General features: G+C 65.6%; 14 protein-coding genes. 12 read left to right on the forward strand and 2 right to left on the reverse strand.

What is annotated here, in order from left to right:
* Positions 1-20 precede the first annotated feature (20 nt).
* The 6 genes from NFR41_RS03220 to coaBC all read left to right on the forward strand — a co-directional run bounded on the left by NFR41_RS03220 (position 21) and on the right by coaBC (position 8217).
* On the forward strand, positions 21-1238 hold the full coding sequence (locus tag NFR41_RS03220; RefSeq protein WP_160212427.1) for an NADP-dependent isocitrate dehydrogenase: 1218 nt from the start codon (positions 21-23) through the stop codon (positions 1236-1238).
* A gap of 114 nt (positions 1239-1352) precedes the next feature.
* On the forward strand, positions 1353-4205 hold the full coding sequence (ileS, locus tag NFR41_RS03225) for an isoleucine--tRNA ligase (RefSeq protein ID WP_160305629.1): 2853 nt from the start codon (positions 1353-1355) through the stop codon (positions 4203-4205).
* 6 nt (positions 4206-4211) lie between these two features.
* Positions 4212-4784 carry a signal peptidase II gene (lspA, locus tag NFR41_RS03230; protein ID WP_160212428.1) on the forward strand — a complete coding sequence of 191 codons (573 nt, stop codon included), beginning with the start codon at positions 4212-4214 and terminating at the stop codon, positions 4782-4784.
* Positions 4784-5806 carry an RluA family pseudouridine synthase gene (locus NFR41_RS03235; RefSeq protein WP_251230696.1) on the forward strand — a complete coding sequence of 341 codons (1023 nt, stop codon included), beginning with the start codon at positions 4784-4786 and terminating at the stop codon, positions 5804-5806. The genes lspA and NFR41_RS03235 overlap by 1 nt, the downstream gene beginning before the upstream one ends.
* A gap of 128 nt (positions 5807-5934) precedes the next feature.
* Positions 5935-6960 (forward strand): ferrochelatase, encoded by a 1026-nt coding sequence (gene hemH, locus NFR41_RS03240; protein ID WP_160212430.1) that lies wholly within the window; start codon positions 5935-5937, stop codon positions 6958-6960.
* A 27-nt stretch (positions 6961-6987) separates the two neighbouring features.
* The gene (gene coaBC, locus NFR41_RS03245; protein ID WP_160212431.1) at positions 6988-8217 is read left to right on the forward strand and encodes a bifunctional phosphopantothenoylcysteine decarboxylase/phosphopantothenate--cysteine ligase CoaBC; all 1230 of its coding nucleotides are present in this window, start codon (positions 6988-6990) and stop codon (positions 8215-8217) included.
* On the opposite strand, the gene NFR41_RS03250 is transcribed toward coaBC, so the two are convergent.
* Positions 8214-9686: a response regulator transcription factor gene (locus tag NFR41_RS03250; protein WP_160212432.1), complete on the reverse strand. Its 1473-nt coding sequence runs from the start codon at positions 9684-9686 to the stop codon at positions 8214-8216. The genes coaBC and NFR41_RS03250 overlap by 4 nt on opposite strands.
* 252 nt (positions 9687-9938) lie before the next feature.
* Between NFR41_RS03250 and NFR41_RS03255 the strand changes: the two genes are divergently transcribed.
* Both NFR41_RS03255 and NFR41_RS03260 read left to right on the forward strand, forming a co-directional pair.
* Positions 9939-12224, forward strand: coding sequence for an oxidoreductase (locus NFR41_RS03255; protein ID WP_251230697.1), 2286 nt, complete (start codon positions 9939-9941; stop codon positions 12222-12224).
* Between the two features lie 288 nt (positions 12225-12512).
* Positions 12513-13259 (forward strand): C40 family peptidase, encoded by a 747-nt coding sequence (locus NFR41_RS03260; protein ID WP_251230698.1) that lies wholly within the window; start codon positions 12513-12515, stop codon positions 13257-13259.
* A gap of 23 nt (positions 13260-13282) precedes the next feature.
* On the opposite strand, the gene pta is transcribed toward NFR41_RS03260, so the two are convergent.
* Positions 13283-14293 carry a phosphate acetyltransferase gene (gene pta / locus NFR41_RS03265; RefSeq protein ID WP_251230699.1) on the reverse strand — a complete coding sequence of 337 codons (1011 nt, stop codon included), beginning with the start codon at positions 14291-14293 and terminating at the stop codon, positions 13283-13285.
* 317 nt (positions 14294-14610) lie between these two features.
* Between pta and NFR41_RS03270 the strand changes: the two genes are divergently transcribed.
* The 4 genes from NFR41_RS03270 (at position 14611) to NFR41_RS03285 (ending at position 22557) form a co-directional block, all read left to right on the forward strand.
* Positions 14611-15450, forward strand: a complete 840-nt coding sequence (locus tag NFR41_RS03270; protein ID WP_160212435.1) for a formate/nitrite transporter family protein — start codon at positions 14611-14613, stop codon at positions 15448-15450.
* A 129-nt stretch (positions 15451-15579) separates the two neighbouring features.
* Positions 15580-18501, forward strand: coding sequence for a YfhO family protein (locus tag NFR41_RS03275; protein WP_285833851.1), 2922 nt, complete (start codon positions 15580-15582; stop codon positions 18499-18501).
* Positions 18498-19832, forward strand: coding sequence for a lipopolysaccharide biosynthesis protein (locus NFR41_RS03280; RefSeq protein WP_251230701.1), 1335 nt, complete (start codon positions 18498-18500; stop codon positions 19830-19832). Before NFR41_RS03275 ends, NFR41_RS03280 begins: the two co-directional genes overlap by 4 nt.
* 136 nt (positions 19833-19968) lie before the next feature.
* On the forward strand, positions 19969-22557 hold the full coding sequence (locus NFR41_RS03285) for an AfsR/SARP family transcriptional regulator (protein ID WP_251230702.1): 2589 nt from the start codon (positions 19969-19971) through the stop codon (positions 22555-22557).
* Positions 22558-22616 lie beyond the last annotated feature (59 nt).

Raw genomic sequence — 22616 nt, forward strand, 5'->3', positions numbered from 1 at the left:
TGCGGACGAAAGGACGTTCTATGGAAAAAGTGCAGATGACGACCCCTCTTGTGGAGATGGACGGCGACGAGATGACCCGCATCATCTGGGAGCTCATCAAAGAGGAGCTGCTCTGCCCCTTCGTCGATCTGAAGACCGAGTACTACGACCTGGGGCTTGAGAATCGCGACCGCACCGACGACGCCGTGACCGCAGAGGCCGCCGAGGCCACTAAGCGGCTGGGCGTGGCGGTCAAGTGCGCCACCATCACCCCCAACGCCGCCCGCGTGGACGAGTACGGCCTGAAGCAGATGTGGAAGAGCCCCAACGGCACCATCCGCGCGCTGCTGGACGGCACGGTGTTTCGCACTCCCATCCAGGTGGCCGGCATAGAGCCGTGCGTGCGCAACTGGGAAAAGCCCATCACCATCGCCCGCCATGCCTACGGCGATGTGTACAAGAACACCGAAATGGCCGTCCCCGGGCCGGGCGTCGTGGAGCTGGTGTACACCTCCGACGACGGCCGGGAGAGCCGCGCGCTCGTGCACCGTTTCGACGGCGCCGGCGTGGTGCAGGGCATGCACAACCTGGACGCCTCCATCGCAAGTTTCGCTCGCAGCTGCTTCGAGTACGCCCTGGACGTGCGCCAGGATCTGTGGTTCGCCACGAAGGACACCATCTCGAAGGTCTACGACCACCGGTTCAAGGACATCTTCCAGGACATCTTCGATGCCGAGTACGCCCAGGCCTTCGCCGATGCGGGCATCGAGTACTTCTACACCCTCATCGACGACGCCGTGGCCCGCGTGATGAAGAGCGAGGGCGGCTTCATCTGGGCCTGCAAGAACTACGACGGCGACGTGATGAGCGACATGGTATCGAGCGCCTTCGGGTCGCTGGCCATGATGACCAGCGTGCTGGTGTCGCCTCAGGGCTTCTACGAGTACGAGGCGGCCCACGGCACCGTGCAGCGCCACTACTACAAGCACCTGCGCGGCGAGGAGACCTCCACGAACTCCGTGGCCACCATCTTCGCCTGGTCCGGCGCCCTGCGCAAGCGCGGCCAGCTGGACGGGCTGGGCGATTTGGTCGCCTTCGCCGACCAGCTGGAGGAGGCGACGCTGTCCACCATCGCCTCCGGCCAGATGACCGGCGATTTGGCGCTCATCACCACGCTGCCCGACCCGCAGAAGCTTTCCACCCACGACTTCATCCGCGCCATCGCGGGCCGTCTGGAGCAGATGCGGGAGCAGCTGTAAGCCGAGAACTTCTGTAAACGCTCTTCATTGCCGAGCCTGTGCCGATGCGCGCAGGCTCGTTCGTATACAATAAGCAAGTTTCACGCATCATTACCTCGGGAAGAAGCTAGGACCATGGCCAACACCTACAAAGACACGATGAACCTGCCCCAGACCGATTTCCCCATGAGGGGCAACCTTCCCGCCAGCGAGCCGGAGCGCTTGCGCAAGTGGGAGGGCGAGCACCTCTACGAGAGCATCCTGGCCAAGAACAAGGACGGCAAGCCCTTCGTGCTGCACGACGGCCCGCCCTACGCCAACGGGCCCATCCACATCGGGCATTCCTTCAACAAGATCCTGAAGGACTTCGTGGTGAAGTCCCATGCCCAGCGCGGCTTCTTCACCCCCTACGTGCCCGGCTGGGACTGCCACGGCCAGCCCATCGAGCACATGGTGGAGAAGAACCTGGGGCCCGAGAAGATGGCCCAGACCGACCAGCCCACGCTGCGCCGCCTGTGCCGCGAGTGGGCCCAGACCTACGTGGACGTGCAGCGCGAGGGCTTCAAGCGCCTGGGCGTCAACGGCGACTGGGGCAACCCCTACCTTACGTTCCTTCCCAACTACGAGGCGGGCAACGTCGAGATCTTCAAGGAGCTGTACCTGGCCGGCCAGATCTACCGCGGCCGCAAGCCCATCCACTGGTGCAAGCGCTGCCATACGGCGCTGGCGGAGGCCGAGATCGAGTACGCCGACCTCGACTCGCCCTCCATCTTCGTGCGCTTCAAGATGGACGTCGTGCCCGGCGTCTTCGAAGCAGCCGGCGCCGAGGGCGACGCCTACGTGCTCATCTGGACCACCACGCCCTGGACGCTGCCGGCCAACACCGCCGTGTCCCTGGCGCCGGAGGCCGACTACGTCATGGTGCAGGCCGACGGGGCCAACATGATCATGGCCCGGGCCCTGGTTGAGTCCGTGGCCGAGGCGGCCGGCTGGCAGGAGTGGTCCCTGGTTTCCCAGGACGACGGCGAACCGGTGGTGCTGAAGGGCAAGCAGCTCTGCGGCCTAACCTACACCTGCCCCATCCGCCAGGACCTGAAGGGCACCATCATCTACGGTGACCACGTTACCCTGGAGACCGGCACTGGCGCCGTGCATACCGCTCCCGGCCACGGCCAGGACGACTACCTGGTGGCCTTGGAGTTCGACGTGCCGCTGCTCATGCCCGTGGACGACAACGGCGTGCTGACCGCCGACGCCGGCCCCTTCGCCGGCCTGGACGTGTTCGACGCCAACCCGGCCATCATCGAGTGGCTCTCTCAGCAGGGGACGCTGGTGGCGAGCAAGGTCATCAACCACAGCTATCCCACCTGCTGGCGCTGCCATGAGCCGGTCATCTTCCGCGCTACCAGCCAGTGGTTCGTTTCCATGGACAAGAACTCCCTGCGCGAGAAGGCCCTCGACGCCGTGGAGGACGAGGTCCAGTTCCATCCCGCGTGGTCTCAGAAGCGCATCGAGGCCATGGTGGGGGACCGTCCCGACTGGTGCATCTCGCGCCAGCGCAGCTGGGGCGTGCCCATCCCGGTGTTCTCCTGCGCGAAGTGCGGCGAGACCGTAGCCACCGAGGAGAGCTTCGACGCGGTCATCGAGCTGTTCTACGAGTACGGCGCCGACGCCTGGTTCACCAAGCAGCCTGGCGAGTACCTGCCCCGCACGGTGAAGTGCGAGAAGTGCGGCTGCTCCGAACTGGTGCCCGACAAGAACATCCTGGACGTGTGGTGGGAGTCGGGCGTGTCCCATACCAGCGTGCTCAAGCACCGCGCCGCCGAGGGGCTGACGTTCCCCGCCGACGTGTACCTGGAGGGTTCCGACCAGCACCGCGGGTGGTTCCAGTCGTCGCTGCTCACAAGCGTCGGTGCTTACGGCGTGCCTCCCTTCAAACATATCGTCTCCTGCGGTTTCACCGTGGACGAGTTCGGGCGCAAGATGTCCAAGTCGCTGGGCAACGGCCTTGATCCGGCCGAGGTGATCGACACCTACGGCGCCGACGTGCTGCGCCTGTGGGCCGCCACGGTGGACTACGGCGTGGACGTGTCCATCGCCGACAGCATCCTCAAGCAGGTGGCCGGCGACTACCGCCGCTACCGCAACTGCTTCCGCTTCCTGCTGGGCAGCCTGTCCGACTTCGACGATAGGGCCGACGCGGTGGATGCGTGGGATGCGCTCGAGCCCATCGACCGCTACATGCTGGCCAAGACCGCCAAGCTGCTCGACGAGGTTGAGCAGGCATACGACGAGTTCCGCTACAACGGCGTCTACCGCCTGACCTTCGATTTCGTGAACGACCTGTCCGCCGTCTATATGGACGTGGCCAAGGACCGCCTGTACGCCGAGGCGCCGAGCTCCCCTCGCCGCCGCGCGGTGCAGACGGTGCTGGCCAACATCCTGGAAGTGCTGGTGCGGGTGCTTTCGCCCATCATCTCCTTCACGGCCGACGAGGTGTGGGAGCACTATCCCGAGCCCATGCGCCGCGCCGAGGGACGCCCCTCAAACGTGCAGTTGGCCGGGTGGCCCTCTCGCCGCGACATGGTGCCTGCGCTGCCCGCCGACGGCGGCAAGGAGGCGCTCGCGTCCTTCGCCTGCGCCCTGGAGGCGCGCGATGCGGTGACTAAGACTTTGGAGGAGGCCCGCGTGGCCAAGCTAGTGAACAAGAGCCAGGAGGCCGCGGTGCGCATCACGGCGCCTGCGCCCACCGCCCAGGCGCTGCGCGATTTCGGTCCCGAGGTGCTGGGCGAGCTGTTCATCGTGTCCGGCGTGGAAGTGTTCGACGCCGCGGAGGGAGCCGAGGGCATGGCCGTGGAGGTGCTGCCGGCTCCGGGCGAGAAGTGTCCGCGCTGCTGGAACTACCGCGAGCTGGGAACCGACGCGGCCCATCCGGACGTGTGCGGGCGCTGTGCCGCGGTGCTCGACGAAATCGGCTTTAAGGCGTAGGGCGCCATGGGAATCGAAACGGACGGGCAGGGCGCCCCTCGCGGGCGCTCCCGCGACGGCATCCTGCGCGCCGCGGGAGCCTTCGCCCTTATTGCGGCCTTGTGGCTTGCTGCCGACGTAGCCACCAAGGCCTACTTCAACGGATTTGCGCTGGGAAGCGTCGTCGGCGGCCCGTACCTGGGGATCTTCCAGTTCCGCCTGGTGCACAACACCGGTATGGCCTGGGGGCTGTTCGGCGACTCCACCTTCGCCCTGGGCGTCATGTCCGTCGTGGTATGCGCGGTGCTGACAGGCTTCTTCCTGGCCAACATTCGGCGGATCACGGCGCTTGAGCTGGTGGGGCTTGCCTTGGTGGTGGCCGGCGGCATCGGCAACGCCCTTGACCGGTTCACGTTGGGCTACGTGGTGGACTTCATCGAGACCACCTTCATCGACTTTCCCGTATTCAACGTGGCCGATATAGGTGTGACCTGCGGTTTCATCCTGTTCGTGCTGGGTCTGCTTTTGAGCTTCAAGGCGTCCGAGGCATCGTCTGAGGGGTCGGCTCAGCCGGAAGGTTCGAAGGGGGAGGGCCGCTGATGGCCCTGCTGCGCTCCTATACCGTGGTCACCGCCGACGAGGGCATGCGGATGGACGCCCTGTGCGCCGAGCGCGGTCTGTACGCCAGCCGCAGCGCTGCCGCCCGCGCCTGCGATGAGGGCCGGGTGCTCGTGAAGGGGCAGCCCGTCTCGAAGAAGCACCAGGCGCGGTCGGGGGACGTGGTGGTCTACGAGGTGGAGGAGGAGCCGGCCGACACGCCGCTTTCCGGCCAGCCCATCCCGCTGGACATCCGCTACGACGACGACGACGTCATCGTGCTGTCCAAGCAGGCGGGACTCGTGTGCCATCCGGCCGTGGACCACGCCGACGGTACGCTCGTGAATGCGCTCATCCACCGCTTCGGCGCGAACAACCTCTGCAGCGTGCAGGGCGACCGCGACCGGCTGGGCATCGTGCACCGGCTCGACCGCGATACGAGCGGCCTTATGCTGGCAGCGAAGAACGACGAGGCCGGCTCCAAGCTCATGGAAGCTATCCGCCTGCGCTCCGTCGACAGGCACTACCTGGCCCTGGTCCACGGCATCATCGCCCGGGACACCGGCATGATCGACGCGCCCATCGCCCGGTCGTGGGACATGCGCACCCGCATGGCCGTTCGCGACACGCCCCAGGCCCGCGACGCGCTCACCACCTTCAACGTGCTGGAGCGCTTCCGCGCCGAATCGGGCGACGACGGCTACACGCTCATCGACTGCAAGCTGTTTACGGGCCGGACCCACCAGATCCGCGTGCACATGGAGTTCGCCGGGCATCCGCTGGTGGGGGAGCCGGTCTACCGGACCCATGCGCCGAAGTCCCCTGCCGCCGATTTGGGGTTGGAGCGCCAGTTTCTCCATTCCTACAAGCTGTGCTTCGGCCATCCTTCCACCGGGGAGCCCTTGGTGTTCGTGGACTCGCTGCCCGAGGATCTGGCGGCGGTGCTGGGGGGCTTGGCCGGGCGCTCTGCGGGCAGGACCGAAGCCGGCGTCTCTGTTCTGGGGGAGACCGACGGCGTTTCGTAGCCCTTCGGGGGCTTGTGCTCATATTGTCGCGTCTCGATGCGTATTTAATCCTGTCTTACCAGGTGCGGCTTCGATTCGCGCATCGTCGGCTACACTGCGGAGCAACGTTGCCGCAGAGAAGGGGTGCAATGGTGTCAGTCGATGAAACCGTTGGGGTGCTCATGGTAAACACCGGCTCTCCGGAGGAGCCGACGCCCCGAAGCGTGCGCAAGTACCTTTCCCGCTTCCTGTCCGATCCCCGCATCTGCCCGATGAACCCGCTTGCGTGGCGGCTCATCCTGCATCTGTGCATCCTTCCCGTCCGCGGCAAGAAGTCCGCCCGCAAGTACCGGGCCATCTGGACCAGGGAAGGCTCGCCTCTCTCCATCGCCCACGACAAGCTCAACCGGGGCCTTCAGCGGGCCTACGACGAGCAAGGGGCGGCGGTTGAGGTGCGCACCGCCATGAGCTACTCCGCTCCGTCCATTCCCGACCAGTTGGAAGAGCTGCGCTCGTGCGGCTGCACCCGTCTGGTGGTGCTGCCGCTGTACCCGCAAAGCGCCCATTCCACTACCGGAGCCGTGAAGGACGGCCTGGCCCGTGCCCTGCGCAAGCTGCCGTGGGATGTGGAATGCGACGTCGTGGAGCAGTATTCCGAAGACGCCGTGTACGCGAAGGCCATCGCCGCGTCCATCCGCAACGCCGGGTTCGGCGAGCAGCCGGGCGACCGCTTGCTGTTCGCGTTCCACTCCATCCCCTTGGCCGACATCGAGCGCGGCGACACCTACGAGCTGCAGACGGGGGCGACCAGCCTGGCCGTGGCCTGCGAGCTGGGGCTGGACCGCACGAACTGGACCATCGGCTACCAGTGCCGCTTCGACAAGGGCCGCGAGTGGCTGGGCCCGTTCACCAAGGACGTGCTTGCGCGCTGGGCGGCCAACGGGCGGGGGCGCGTGTTCATGGTGTGCCCGAACTTCGCCGTGGACTGCCTGGAGACGCTCTACGACATCGGTTGCGAGCTGCAGCCGTACTACGAAGACCAGGTGCGGAAGAACGGACGCGACTACGACGCGCAGCCGCTGGTGGCGGTGCCGTGCCTGAATGCAACCAAGGCCCATGTGAGCGTCCTTCAGCATGTGCTCGCTCCCTACGTGGGCGCGGGTTCGGGCGCCTAGGCCTCGGCTTTCGAAAGGGGTTTCATCATGACGAAGCTTGTGGAGCGCGAGGACGGTCGCCCTACCGTGGTGCTGGGCGTCACGGGATGCATCGCTGCCTACAAGGCATGCGAGCTCGTGCGGCTGCTGCAGAAGGCCGACGTGCGCGTGAAGGTGGTCATGACCGAGCATGCGACGCACTTCGTCGACCCTCTGACCTTCCGTGCGCTGACCCATGAGGAAGTAGCCGTGGGGCTGTTCGACGATCCGTGGGACCCCATCCACCATATCTCGCTGGCCCAGGAAGCCGACGTGTTCTGCATCGCCCCATGTACCGGCAACGTGCTGGCGAAGCTGGCCTGCGGTATCGCCGACGACCTGCTGACGACCGCGGCCTTGGCGGTGACGTCGCCTCTGGTGATCGCCCCGGCTATGAACGTCCATATGTACGAGCATCCGGCCACCCAGGGCAATCTCGATGTGCTCGCGGCCCGTGGAGCTTGCATCGTGTCGGCCGACGAGGGGTATCTGGCCTGCGGCGATGTGGGCCGCGGCCGCTTGGCCGAACCTGCCGTCATCGCGGAAGCGGTGCTCGGGGCCTTGCGCGCCCGCGACGCGCGCCCGCGCGATTTGGAGGGCGTCCGGGTGCTGGTGACGGCGGGGCCTACGGTGGAGCCCATCGACCCGGTACGCTTCGTGTCGAACCGTTCCTCCGGCAAGATGGGCTACGCCCTGGCCCGGGCAGCGCAGCAGCGGGGCGCTGCGGTGACGCTGGTGAGCGGCCCTGTGGCGCTTGAGCGCCCCCAGGGTGTCTCGTTTCGGGGCGTGGGCAGCGCGTGCGACATGCTCGGCGCCTGCGAGGAGCTGTTCCCCGCAGCCGATATAGCCGTGTTCGCGGCGGCGGTGGCAGATTACCGTCCCGAGCACGCTGCACCCCGGAAGCTGAAGAAGGGCCGTGCCGACGACGACCTGGAATGCATCCGGCTGGTTCCCAACCCCGACATCCTCGCCACCATGGCCGCCCGCAAATCCTCGGGGCAAACGGTAATCGGCTTCGCAGCCGAGACCGAGGACGTGGTGCCCAATGCTCGCGAGAAGCTGGCTCGCAAAGGGGCGGATATGATCGTGGCGAACCAGGTGGGGGAGGGGCTTGTCTTCGGCGCCGACACCGACAAGGCGTACCTGGTGACCTCCTCTTCGGTGGAGGAGCTGCCCGAGATGGCCAAGGATGACCTCGCCCATGCCATCCTGGACGCGGCGGTCGCCCTGCGCGCCTAGTCCTTGGCGCTTCTTCCCGCCTTCCTGTTCTCCGTGCTGCGGGATTCCAACAAGTCGATCAGCTCGCGCTTCTTGTGCACGCCCAGCTTGCGGTAGATGCTCTTCGAATGGGAGCGCACCGTGTCCAGCGAGATGCACAGCGTTTCCGCGATGTGCGGCAGCGTGTAGCCTTTGGCCATGAGCGCAGCCACCTCCTCCTCGCGCTGTGTGAGGTGGAAGCGGGTTGCGAGTACGCACAGGGTCGCTTCGATGCTCGCCGGCTCGGCACGGGGGGCATCAGGTGGCCGGGGCGCATCCTGCTCGCCGGATGCGCCGCTTCGGCGGGACTGACGAAGCGCCACGGCTATGGCTGCGATTACCAAGGTGAACGTGACCGCAGTGACGGCGAACACCGCAAGCGAGCTCGGCTGCAGGGTGGGGTCCCGGGGTAGCAGCAGTCCGACTCCGGCAGTGATCGCCACGGGTACCGAGAGCAGTCCCAGGGTGCAGCCGGCGAAGTAGGGAAGCGCCGGTATGCCCTCGTCGTAGGCGCTTTCCGCGATGACGATCCAGCAGAATAGCATGAAGCACTCCCTGGTGGCTCGCAGGAAGCTTGCGGCGAAAACCGGATCGTCATGACGAAACGCGATGAAGCACAAAAGCCCGCTGAATATGACGAGCATGAAGAAGGGCCACAGGTCGCGCACGCTTCGGCGCAGGGCGAAGATCCACAGGCAGCAGAACGCGAACACTACGATGAGCAGCACGGGCCAGTAGAGCTTGTAGGAGGAGCTGAGCAAGCGTTCGGTGGTGGGGACGAGCACCTGGGTGATGAAGCTTGCCAGCGTGCACAGACCGAGCAGGAAGATCATGCTCCAGGGGATGCGCTGGCGAACACCCGCGCCAGGCTTGCTTGCGGGCTTGCGCGGCGAACCCTCGCGATCGGTTTCCATAGCCATGAGGTAGCAGGCGTAGGTGAGCGGGTAGGATAGCAGGGATGCCACGGCTATGGCCTGGGCAGGCATGAATGAGAACATCCAGGTTGCGATGCCGTAGAGAGCGAAGGCCAGCGACAGCCCGAAGCAGGAGCGAACCGGATCGATACTGCAGAAGTGCACGCCTAGCGCCACGACGCAGAAGCCGCTGGCGGCTCCGTGGATTACGCTGCCGATGAACACGAGCGGCGGCAGCGACGAGATGATGAGGGCCGTGGCAACTGTTCCGCCGGCGGCTGCCACTCCGATCAAGCGCACAAATGCGTGCTCCGAGTAGTCGATTTTCCGGTCGGCCGCTATGATGGCCGCCATGACCAACGCCTGCACGACGTAGGCGGTAAACGGTATGGCGCCGTCGGCAAGCCCCGGACCGTTGCGGAACATGGTCCAGGCACCTATACGGAACGAGGCGAGCGCGAAGGCCGCCAGGAAGGGCAACGAGGCTACCTTGGCGAGGGCTCCTATGGGTTTTCTCTCCGAAGCTACCAGGGGCATGGCTGCGTTTCCTACTTCCTGCTCTGTCGCTGCTTTGCACGGGCGGTCCACGGCGCTCGGCGTGCCCTCCATTGAATCCCTGCGCTGGTTCGCCCGCATCGCATCAATGATGTGATTCGCTCCGTCCCGCCCTCGTTTTCCCCGCAATGATGTGATGCGGGGGCAACGCATCTCCCCATACCATAGCAGAAGCCGCCCACGGGAAGGGGCGGGTTGCCAACAAGATGCCTTCGGGCAGAGGAGGGGAGAGCTATGGAACTATCGCGTCGTGATTTTCTCGGAGCCGCGGCGTTTACCGCCGCCGGCTTCGGATCGCTGGCCGTGGCTGGCGGCCTGGCGGGCTGCGCCGCGCCCAAGCAGGATGCGCCCAAGCAGGATGCGCCGAAAGGAGACGAGCCTAAGGCGGCCGACGACGGCGTCGAGGCGGGTGCTGCCGAGCCGGCGCCGGCGGTGGGGGAGGGGCTGAACCCCCAGAGCGACTACACCGCCTGCACCACCGACTTCAAGCCGCTGTTCGAGCCGCTGACCATGGGCGGCGTGACACTGAAGAACCGCATCGTGAAGAGCCCTGCCGGATCCGACACCTGGGCGCCCGAAGGGGATGCGCTCAACGACAACTTCCTGGACTACTACGAGAACTTCGCCAAGGGCGGCGCGTCGCTGGTGTTCGTGGAGAGCTCCATCGGCAAGCTCATGGGATTCAAGCCCCTGGAGCAGACCGCTTCCGGCTGGCTCGTGTCCGACATGACGAAGATTCCCGACCTCATGGCGCCTGTGTGCGAGCGCATCCACAAGCACGATTCGCTGGCGGGCTTCCAGCTTGGCATGGGCATGCTCAACGAGGAGACCACGGTCATCACCGACATGACGCCCGAGAACATCCAGTGGCTCAAGGACACCATCGTGGAGCTGGCCGTGCAGCTGAAGGCCGCCGGCTTCGACGTGATGGAGCTGCACTGCGCCGCCACCCAGATCCTGAAGTACTTCATGATGGCGCGCGTCAACAAGCGCGAGGACGAGTACGGTGCGCAGAACCTGGAGAACCGAACCCGCTTCCTTTGCGAGGTCATCGCGGGCATCAAGGAGGCCTGCGGCCAGGACTACCCGGTGCAGGTGCTCATTGACGCGGTGGAGGAGAACGACGCCGCCCTGGGCAACAACGACGGGTTCCTCACCCTGGAGGAGTCCGTCGCCAACGCCCAGATGCTGGAGAAGGCCGGCGCCGACTCCTTCTACCTGCGCGTGTCGGTCCCTGGACGCCACATCGCCCAGTTCGCGCCCGACCTTATGTTCTCGGGCTATCGGTCCGAGGGCATGACCGGCTTCGGCACCCGGGCCGACTTCTCCCAGCATTTCGGCGGTATCGTCGACGGCGAGCACTCCGGTGCGGGCATGCTCATCTCCGCCTGCGAAGCCTACAAGAAGGGCCTGTCGAAGGCGAGCGTGTCGGCGGCTGGCTACATGGACCCGCGCACGGCCCCCGACCTCATCGTGGGCGCCGTTGCCGACGGCAAGGTGGACTACCTCATGATCACGCGCCCGCTGACCGTTGACCCGGAGATGCCCAACAAGCTGGCCGCCGGCAAGCGAGACGAGATCGCCCCTTGCTGCCGATGCCTGCACTGCCATTCCAAGGGCGGCCCGGCCGAGTACGCCAACGACGGCACCGAGTACTGCCGCGTAAACGCCGTCACCCAGCGCGCCTACACCGAGGACATCCCCGAGGGCTACGAGCTGCTCCCCGCCGAGACCAAGAAGAAGGTCATGGTGGTGGGCGGCGGTCCTGCCGGCATGGAGGCGGCCCGCATCGCAGCCCTGCGCGGCCACGACGTCACCCTCTACGAGAAGAGCTCGTCTTTGGGCGGCCTGGTCAACACCGCCCATGCGTTCAAGGGCGACCACGAGCGCTTGGGAGATCTGGTGGACTACCTGGCGCATCAGCAGGACGTGTGCGGGGTTTCGGTGGTGACCGGCACCGAGGTGACCGCCGAGACCGTGAAGGCCGAATCGCCCGACGTGGTGCTGGTGGCTACGGGAGGCAAGCGCGAGACGAAGCTTTCGGGCGCGGGCCCGGTGAAGGTGGCCGGTATCGCCGACGTGGCCGGCGCCGACCTGGGCCAGCGCGTGGTCATCTGCGGCGCCGGGCTGCAGGCAGTGGACATCGCGCTGTACCTCTTGGCCCAGGGCAAGAAGGTGCAGCTGGTGCACGACCAGCCCAAGGAGCTCATCGACAAGGAGCAGTCCATGTGGGTGCGCGCCTTCGTCATCCCGCACCTGTACGCCCAAGGCGTCAAGATCTGGAACAACGCCCAGGTAGGCAAGGTGACCGACGAGGGGCTTTCCATCACCATCGCCACCGGCGAGCAGAAGGTGCTCGCCTGCGACACCGTGCTGGAATGCTACGACATGGTGCCGAACACCGAGCTGGCCGATGCCATCGGCTCTGCTGCCGAGGTGAAGTGCATCGGCGACTGCGAGGCCCCCTGCGACATCGCCATGGCCATCAAGGCCGGCCACTTGGCGGCGAGGGCCATCTAGCCGAGTGTTTCGCCAGGCAGGTTCCGTAAAGCAGGCCGCTCCGGCGTCGCAAGGCGCACGGGGCGGCCTGCTTTTCCATTGTTGAGGGGACAGCATTTCGATGGAGGGGCCGTGAATGTGATGCGTGGGGTTTCGGTAGGTAATCGGGAGGGGAGGTGGTTTATCCGGCGCCATTCGGTGAAAACGGCCCCTGTACGTAACGTCTCCATAACAGCTCGGTAGCATCGCGGTTGCTTTTGCTCGTTTGCCAGCGAAAGACAACCGCTTACCGATTGCGAGGAGGCCGCTTTGCAGACCAACGAACTTCGGCACCGTCGATTGCGTTCTGGGCTTATCGCCCTTGCGCTTGCCCTGTCCGCCCTGATCTTTCTGATCGCATCGCCCCGGATGGCCTTTGCAGCCGATGAAGAGTCGGGCGCGGCGGTGCCGGGAGCCAACGGGTCCTACGGCACTTCGAGCCTTTTCGCCGACGAAGGGGCCCACGAGGCCGCCAGGGAGCATCGCCGCTCCAGCGCCAGCGGCAACGCGCAGCTGCTGGGCGCCATCCTGGGCGAGATCGCCAAGAGCTCCGATACCGTCTACGAGCAGCAGGCCGAGGCCGCCCAGGAGCAGCGCGAGCAGCAGCGGCTGGAGGAGGAGGCGCGAGCTGCAGCCGAGGAGGCTGCGCGCGAGGAGAACGTGCGCGCCTCGGTGGCCGACATTGCCCTGGGGCTCCTGGGCGTTCCCTACGTGAGCGGCGGCGCCACCCCGGCAGGCTTCGATTGCTCGGGGCTGGTGCGCTACTGCGTGTTGCAGGCGTGCGGCTGGGAGCTGCCCCGCACCGCCGCCGGTCAGTCCGCCATGGGCCACAGCGTCTCGTTCTCGGAGCTGCAGCCGGGCGATTTGCTGTTCTGGGGCGACGCCGCCGGGGCGTGGCATGTGGCCATCTCCCTGGGCGGCGACTCCTACGTCCATGCGCCGGCGCCCGGCCAGTCGGTGAGTGTGGGCACCTTCCAGTATTTCACGCCCAGCTTCGCCCGCCGGTTGAGCTTCTAGGGATTCGCTAGAAGCTGCGCTGACTAGTTCCCGTCAGCCGAGCGCTTCTTGTTCTGCGCCTGCACGGCCGTGATAGCCGCCACGCCGTAGATGTCGTCGGCCGAGCAGCCGCGGGACAGATCGTTTACCGGCGAGGCGATGCCCTGGGTGATGGGGCCGTAGGCTTCGGCCTTGGCCAGGCGCTGCACCAGCTTGTACCCGATGTTGCCCGCGTCCAGGTCGGGGAAGACGAGCACGTTGGCCTTGCCGGCGACGGGGGAGCCGGGCGCCTTCGACGCGCCCACTTCGGGGATGATGGCTGCGTCGAGCTGCAGCTCTCCGTCCAGAAGCACGCCCGGAGCCAGCTCGCGGGCCAGCGCCGTGGCCTCCACCACCTTGTTGGCGTCGTCGTTTCTCGCCGAGCCGAAGGTGGAATGGGCGAGCATCGCCACCTTCGGCTCGGTGCCGATGAGCGCCTTCCAGGATCGGGCGGACATGGCGGCGATATGGGCGAGCTTCTCGGCGTCGGGCTGCACCTCCAGGCCGCAGTCGCTGAACAGGAAGGTGCCGCTCTCCCCCAGATCGCAGTCGGGCACCACCATGATGAAGAACGAGCTCACCAGCTTGACGCCAGGTGCGGTCTTGAGGATCTGCAGGCTGGGGCGCAGCACGTCCCCGGTGGAGTGGCAGGCGCCGGCCACCATGCCGTCGGCCAGGCCGTCCTTCACCAGCATGACCCCGAAGTAGAGCGGGTCGGCCACGGTCTCGTAGGCCTTCTCGGCCGTCATGCCCTTGGCCCGGCGCAGCTCGAAGAGTTCCTCGGCGAAGCGCTCGCGAAGCTCGGAGGTTGCCGGGTCCATAAGCCTCGCGCCCGCAAGGTTTCGGGAGCTTGCCGTCATGGCGTCGACATCTCCCAGGATGATCAGGTCGGCAACCCCGTCGGCCAGTATCCGCTCCGCCGCCTGCAGGGTTCGGGGGTCGTCGCCCTCTGCGAGCACGATGGTCTGCCTGTCGGCTTTGGCAAGGTCTATCATGGAGTTGAGGAAGCTGCCCACGGTCGGTCTCCTTTCGTTCCCCGGCAATGCCGTCGGAGCATGTCGTCACAATTCCTTCATAATAACCGAGGGAAGCCGCCCGGGGGCGGAGAAGTCCATAAACGGTCTGTGGTCTGGGATGATGGGTGAAACCGAACAGGCGATCGCTTTGAATGCCATAAACATATGCTCTGCGCTTATATATGCTTGAAACTCTGTTTTTTGCCTTCGATTGTAGTTATGTCCTAGGGAATGGGCTGCCGAGGGGGCGCGGCGCGGGCATTTTCGATACCATGAGCAGTCATGCAAAGGAGCGGACTGGAAAGGATGGGCTGCCGATGGGCGAGGTGGAACCTGTTCGGGCGGCGGATGTGAGGGCTGTCAGGCCCGATGCGCTGACCCCTGCCGAGACGTTGGCGAAAGCCGAGGCACTTGGCGTCTCCAAGGCGGCCATGGCTTCGGGCCGCTGCTTTCTTTCTGCCATGCTAGCCGGTGCCTTCATTGCCTTCGGCGCCCTCTACTTCTGTATGGTGATGGCCGACGCTGACCTGCCCTTCGCCGCCCAGAGGATTTTGGGCGGCATCTGCTTCTGCCTGGGGCTTGTGCTCGTGCTCTGCTGTGGCGCCGAGCTGTTCACGGGAAACATCCTGCTCGTGTGCGCGAAGGCCTCCGGGAAGGTTCCCTGGTCGGGGGTGCTTCGCAATTGGGGTTTGGTGTGGCTCGGCAACCTGGCGGGGGCCTTGGTGGCCGTCGCGCTGGTGCAGCTTGCCCAGATAGGCCTCATGAACGGCGGCGAGGTAGGGCAGGCCATGGTGTCCGTGGCCGCCGGCAAGGTGGTGCTCGACCCGGTGCCCCTGTTCTTCAAGGCGGTGCTGTGCAACGTGTTCGTGTGCCTGGCGGTATGGATCGGCTTTGCTGCTCGCACGGTGACCGACAAGGTGATCGGCATCCTGCTGCCCATCTCCGCCTTCGTGGCCTGCGGGTTCGAGCACTGCGTAGCGAACATGTTCTTTCTGGTGAACGGCCTGGTGGCAAACGCTGCGGGCTTCGGAGCCCCGGGGGCTGTCGAGGTTGCGGGCATCGCGTACAACCTGGTGCTCTCCACGGCCGGCAACATCGTGGGAGGCGTTCTTGTGGGCCTTGCCTACTGGTGCGTCTACCGCGCCCGCCAGTCGTGAGGTTGCGTCGGATAGGTGGAGGGGCGGCCGAGACCGCCGCTCTTCAGATAGAATTCGTACGTTTGTGTTTGATTGCCGGCGCGGCAGAAAGCCGGCGGCGTGATGGGAAGGTTGTCGGTGGCTGACCGTATGGGCTCCTTCTTAGCGAGATGTGCTGGAAGGCTGACTGCATCTACGAGATCGTGCGTTCTTGCCTACACGGCGGTTTTCCTCGCTGCTCTCCTGGTGACGCTGTTTCCCTTGGTCGTTAATGGAAAAAGTCTTTTGTGGTATATGGATGCCACGGTGCAGGAGTATGCCTACTACGCCTACTTCGGGCATTGGGTGCGCGATGCGCTCTACCAGATTTTCGTCGCCCATGGTCCGGTGTCGACATGGTCTCCGTTCTGGGGATACGGTGATGACCTTTATACCAGCTATCTGCCATACCTCCTCAGCCCCTTCTCCTTGACGGCGATTCTGTTTTCCGCCGAGAACGCCGAGGCCGCTTACAACGCGGTGATTGTCTTACGGCTGTACGCAGCGGGGCTTGCGTTCATCCTCTATGCGCGTTTGCGCAACATAGGACGGCCAGAGTGCTTGCTCGGAGCGGTGTGCTACGTCTTCGCGGGGACGTCCGTGGTCATGTTCCTGCATCCTTCGTTTCTTGATAACCTCGTTGTTTTCCCATTGCTGCTTTCTGGCGTGGAGCTCTTGCTCGCCGGGCGAAACCCGCTGCTGTTCGTCTACGCCTTGTGCCTCGCGTGCCGCTCCCCTCAGTCCGCCCTTCCATTCTGCGTGTTCTTGCTGGTATACATTGTCTACCGGATTGTCTTCGCCCCCGACTCCCTGCCGCGAGAAGATCGTGCGCGCGCGGTGAGGCGACTTGTCGGTTATGCAGCGCTTTCGATGGGGTTGCAGATGGTCTTTCTGGCGCCCCTGCTTCTGGATACCATGCTGGGGATGGATCGGCTGCAGGTAGAGCGGGATGTTCCGCTTGCCTATTCGGGACAAACCTACATCTCTCTTTATCTGGGCCTGGTGGGCAGGGAAGTGCTGAACGCGGATGGCTACTGGGGGTTCGGCCCCCTGTTCCTGTGCGCCTTGGTGCTTCTGTGCCTTCGTTGGCGCGAGCACAAGGCCCTGACCCTGCTCGTTGCCGTTGTGGTCCTGCTCGTAGGGGTGCCCTTCTTCTCCAGCGCGCTCAATGCGTTCCAATATCCCAATGTTCGCTGGTTCTGGATGCCTGCGTTCGTCGGCGCGTGGGCAACCATGCGCATGCTCGGCTGCTTCGGGGGCCTGAGAGCCGCGGAGGCGAAGGTGCTGGTGACGGTTTGCGCGCTGTACGGAATCGTCGCTCTTCTGCTGCCGGGAGGGGAGGCTACGGCGTCGTTCTGGATAGCCTACGGCTGCTCCCTTGTCGTCGTGGGCGCTCTCGTCGCTTCGACTGCGCGCCTGATCGATGCCACGCGCACCTTCGCGCTGCTTGTCGCGGTGGCCGCCTTCGGAGGCGCTGTTAATCTGGCTACCTATGTTTCCCCTGCCTACGATGGCAATATCTCCGGTCTCAACGATGCGGGCGGCGCCTATGCGGATATGGCCTACGGCTCGACCGCCGCTCTGGATAGGCTCAACGAGGACTATCACGGGCTGCAGCTCGAGGAGGGCGATCTGTGGCGCTACGACGATGCGGTCGATCACGCGAACAACGCCAATCTGTTCAACGAGCGCTTGGGCATCGACTTCTACTCCTCTCTCTACAGCAACGACGTCGACCAGTTCCATAGCGACCTGGCGTTGAACAATCCGTCAGCCGTGTACTATCTCGGCTTGAACGGGCGCAGCTCGTTGGAGGCGCTGCTCGGCGTGCGCTATTTCATCGCCCCGCGCGACGACGAGGGGACCATCGTGCCCTTTCAGTTCGACGAGGTCTCCTATCGCTACTTTAACTGGGACGTTCTGACCACTCGCCAAAGTTTGGCTCTCGCTTTCGTCCAGAACGGGATGCTGACCCGCTCCCAATGGGATTCCCTGTCGCCTGTCGAGCGTCAATCCTGCCTGATGGGGTCCGTCGTTGTCGAAGATGCCGACTTGCCCGTCCTCGCGCAGTCCGGGCTGGCCCCTGTATCCCTCGACCCCGTCGGCGCTATGGCGTCGCTAGGCGCTCCGGACGAGGTTCCCTACGAGGTGACGAGCGCTGTCGACGTGCCCACGCCCGAGGACGCAGAGCGGGCGGCCCGGACTGGCAAGGAGCTGGAATATCCCCAGAAGCTCGCCGCGGGCGAGGCGTCCGGTTACGTTGTCCGCGCCGAGGATGGCCAGGGCTTTGTTGTGCGCAGCGGGTCGAGCAGAGTGCACCTCGACTTCGACGCGCCGGCAAACAGCGAGGTCTACGTCGTCTTTGAGAACCTTCGCTTCACTCCTTTCAGCAGGCTTGACACCTACACCGACGAGGAGTGGGAGAACGCTTCGGCCCTTGTGCGCGGCAGCGTGCTGTGGGATTCCGCTACCTCCGAGACGACGCAGCGCGCTTCCGTGTGGGCCCGCGGCATCGACAGGAGCGCCTGGTCGCAGGGGCAGGTTTACACGACCGACTACTTCATGTACGCCGGACATCACGACTTCGCGCTCAACTTGGGCGTTTCCGAGGAGCCGTTGACCGGCGCGGTGCTGGAGTTCTCCGCGGCCGGCGTCTACACGTACGACTCCATGACGGTGTGGGCCCAGCCCATGGACCGCTTCGATTCCGCCGTCGAGGAGCTGCAGCGCCAGCAGGCAAGCGACCTGCACTACGGCAACGGGGTCATCTCCGGGAACATCGACATGGAGGAGGACGGCCTGCTTTTCCTGTCCGTTTCCTACAGCGATGGCTGGTCGTGCACGGTTGACGGGCAGCCTGCCGACGTGCTGAAGGCCGATGTGGCGTTCATGGCCGTCCCCATGGCCGCCGGCGCCCATAGCTTCGAGCTGCGCTACACCACGCCCTACGCCTTCGAGGGGGCAATCGTGTCGGGCATCTCCCTTGCGGTGCTTGTCGTGCTCTTGATTCGCCGCAGGAGGCGCCCGCGATGAGCGGCTCTTCGGTAGAACGCGCGCTAGCCTGCGAGGACGCGCTTCGGGGCTTCGATGCGCGCCAGGTCGCCAAGATAGAGCGCGCCTCCTATGTCTGGAACACGCTGGGAGGGCTCGTCAACGCCTTTCAGTCGGTGATCATGCTCATGGTGCTTATGCGCGTGAGCACGCCGGCGGTGGCCGGGGTGTTCACCATCGCCTACGCCAACGCGAACCTCTTCCTCAACCTGGGGAAGTACGGCATGCGCAGCTTCCAGGTGTCCGACGTGCGCCAAGCCTACACCTTCGGGGCCTATCTGCGCTCCCGCGTCTTCACCACGGCGGCCATGGTGGTCGTCTCCTGCGCGTACCTGGCGTTCTCGGCCGTCACCTTGGACTATTCCGTCGACAAGGTGCTCGTCGTCCTCGTCATGGGCCTGTTCAAGGCCGTCGATGCGGTTGAGGACGTGTACTTCGGCAATTTTCAGCAGGTGGGGCGCCTGGACGTGGCGGGTCGGCTCGTCACGGCACGCGTTGCGTCCTCCATCGTCGTGTTCGGCGTCAGCGTCGTGTTGAGCGGCGATCTGCTGGCGCCCCTTGCGATCGCCACCGTCTACACGGCCCTGTTCCTGGTTGCCGCCTTGGCCTACGCCCGCCGGCGCTACGACCTGCCGCGGGGAGACCGCCGCATCGCTCCTGGCTCGGTGGCCGACCTGCTTAAGACCTGCTTCCCGCTGTTTTTGGCGGCCTTTCTGCTGTTCTACATCGGCAATGCGCCGAAGTACGCCATCGATGCCTGTCTCGGCGATGTCGAGCAGGCCTACTACGGGTTCATCGCCATGCCGGTGTTCATCGTTGGCCTGCTTGCGAGCTTCGTCTACAACCCCATCATCACTCCCATGTCCCGCTTCTGGGATGAAGGGCGCGCAGGCGAGTTCCTCCGCATGTTCCTCGTGCAGGTGGGGGTGGTGATTGCCATCACCGCTGTGTGCGACCTGGGAGCCTACCTCATAGGGCTTCCCGTTCTCGGGTGGCTGTACAACGCCGATCTGAGCCCGTACCTCGTCGAGCTCTTGGTGCTGGTCTCCGGCGGCGGCCTTTACGCTCTGACCACGCTCTTCACGCTGGGAATCACCATCATGAGGAATCAGCGCCAGCTGGTATGGGGCTACGTGCTGGTGGCCATGGCGGCCATGGTCGTATCGAACCCCGTGGCGTCTCGGTGGGGCATCGCCGGCGCTTCCTGGGAATATTTCGTCCTCATGGCGGCCCTGTCGCTATGCTTCGGCATCATCTTCGCCGTCGGGTTTGCCCGCGCCTCTCGTAAGCGGGGTCGGCATTGCAGCCGATAGGCGATAGGGAAGCTGCTCGCTAATATATTCTTCGCGCTTATAGAACTCCTGTTCCCCGTTGTTCGGCGGTCTCATCGCTGCTAGCTTATGCCCTCCATCGAGGTGATGGGTAGCTTATTCAACGGGGGTGATCGCTATGCCGACCTACGTTTCCCAATCGGCGTGCGCCGGAGTTCGTCCGCCGCATCTGGTCTCGCTGAGCCTGCTGTCGAGGCCGGCCCATGTCTCGCGCCTTCTGCGCGAGCGGCGGGTTCCGCGCTTCATCGTGGCGCCTGCCGGGTCGGGCAAGACGTCGCTTGCCTTGGACTACGCCGAGACGGTGTTCTCGCTTCGCAACGTGTTCTGGCTCGACGGGAAGAGCCCGTGCTTTCTGAGGGATCTCGACAACGGCACCATCGCGCGCAAGGTGGGGTCGATTTCCGAGAAGCCCTTCCTGCTGGTGGTCGACGACGTGCCCGTGCTGGATTCCGACAGGGCCGAGCGCTTCGAAGCGGCTATAGACGCGGTCATCGATGCGGGAGGGGAGATGGTGGTGGCCTGCGCCCCCGATGCGGACGTGTTCGCCCGCCAGACCGACCGGGTGCTGCTGGACGCGTCCGATCTGCTGCTTTCCGACGACGAGTTCGACGCGCTGGCGCCGGCGGCGCAGATGGCCTTGGCCCAGATGCCCCGCGGCTCTCGCCGGGTGGCGGGCTTCGCCTGGGGCGCGCCGTCGCAGGCCGTGCTGCGGCTGGAGCTGCTGGCCGCCGAGGTGTCCGACCCTCGCGAACGGCTGTCGGTGCTGGCCATGCTCCTTCTGGGTGAGGGAGGCCTCGACGAATGGGGCGACATCACTCTCGACGGAGAGCCTCTGGCCTCCCGCCTGCGCAAACGCTATCCTCTTCTGGGCGTCGAAGAGGATCTGGGAAGCTTCGAGTCTGCGCCGTTCGCGCCCGCCGAGGTGCATCGGGCCTTCAGGTCGCACCTCGCCGAGCTGGCCTTCTGCTGCGAGGGGAAGAGCATCGACGGGTTGGCGGAGCGCGTGGCCGACCGCCTGATGGCGCAGGGACGCTGCGAGCGCGCCTGCGGGGTCGCCCAAGCGTTCCTGGCGCAGGTCAAGCGCGCCGAATGGCTTGCCCGCAACGCCTCGGAGCTGCTCGACCGGGGGTGCCTGCTGCCGGCATCGGACCTGTTCGGATCCTTGACGCGCGCCGCGCGCGCGTCCCGCAAGGAGCTGCTGGTCGACCAGGAGGTGCGCAGCGCCTACCTGGAGTTTCCGCCGGATACCGCCGAGGAGCCGCCCGACGCGCCGCCCTTCAGGGGCTCTTGCGACGCCGTGGCCCGGCTGCTCGCGCAGGTCGCACGCTTCCACGGCCGTTGGATGCCCGAGGCGTTCGAGCGCGCTGCGGAGGCGCTCGAGGACGCGCGCTGCGACGGGTCCGGATCGAGGGCCTCTCGGCAGCACGGCGATTTGGCCCGCGCCTATCGCGTCATCGCTGCCGCTTCGCAGGGCTGCGCCTGCGCGGCGTCCGAGTGGCTCTCGCTCCGGGAGAAGGCGGGACGCTCGTCGCTGCTTCTGCTGGGCGCCTGGGTGCTGGAGGCGGCGGCCGAGCGGAAGGGGGAGGAAGCAGCCGCACAGGCCGAGCCGTTCGGCATCGGAGTCGGGCGCCCGCTCGACGACATGTGCGCCGGCATGGTCGGCCTGCTCTGCGACGGTTCGGGGTCGGCCCCGTTTCCCGAGGCCATGGCATGCCGAGCGCTGGGCCTGACGTTGGAAAGCGGGCTTTCCCCGGTGCGCGTGCCTCCCGGTATCGCCCAGGGCTGCCACGGGGTGGAGCTGGGCCTGTACGATCAGCGCAGGCGCGCTTTGGCGGCACGGGCAGAGGAGCGGCGGGATGCCCCGCGGCGGCAGAGGCGCGGCGGGGCGGCCGAGGGGACGCGGGAGCGGATCGACGCCGCCTCGGCCAAGCCATGGGCTCCGGTCCTCACCGTCAACCTCTTCGGTGGCCTGGACGTGAGCATCGGCTCGCAGAAGGTGTCTCCTCAGCGCTTCGCGCGCCAGAAGACCAAGACGCTGCTGGCTCTTCTGGTGCTCAATCGTGGGCACGAGCTTACGCGGGACAAGCTGGTGGAGCTTCTGTGGCCGGAATCCTCCGTGGAATCGGGCAGGCGCAACCTGTACTGCAACTGGAGCTCGCTGAAAAAAGCGCTGTCCTTGGAAGGGGGAGGCTGCCCGTACCTCGTCCGCCAGCAGCAGGCCCTCAGCGTGGACAGCAGCCTTATAGCCACCGACCTGGAGCTGTTCGACGACGTGTGCCATGCGCTGCTGTTCGAGAAGCCTGGCTACGGAGGATGGGCGGGGCTTCACGGCCAGCTGAGCACGGCCCTGTCGGGGGAGCTGCTCCCCAGCGAGGAGAGCAACCTCGTCATCCTGCGCCTGCGATCCCAGTACCGCGACCGTCTGGTGGACGCGCTGGTGTGCGCGACGAACCGGCTGGTGGATTCCGGCAGCTTCGCCGAGGCGCTTTGGTTCGGGCGCATGGCTGTGTCCCGGGACGCCAGCCGCGAGGATGCCTACGTAGCCCTCATGCGTGCCCAGATAGGCGCCGGGCAGCGCAAGCCCGCCATGGATACCTATTTCTCCTGCCGGCGCTACCTTGCCGACAACCTGGGCATCAACCCGTCGCTGGAGACCATCAACCTGTACAACTCGGTCATCCTCTCCGAGGAGCCCTACGGCTTCTGATCGCTGCAGCCGCCTTCGCCCGCCGCAGCCGTTTCGCAGTATTGTGGAAACGAAAGCGC

This window comes from Adlercreutzia aquisgranensis, from assembly GCF_943193145.1.
Lineage (GTDB): Bacteria > Actinomycetota > Coriobacteriia > Coriobacteriales > Eggerthellaceae > Xiamenia > Xiamenia aquisgranensis.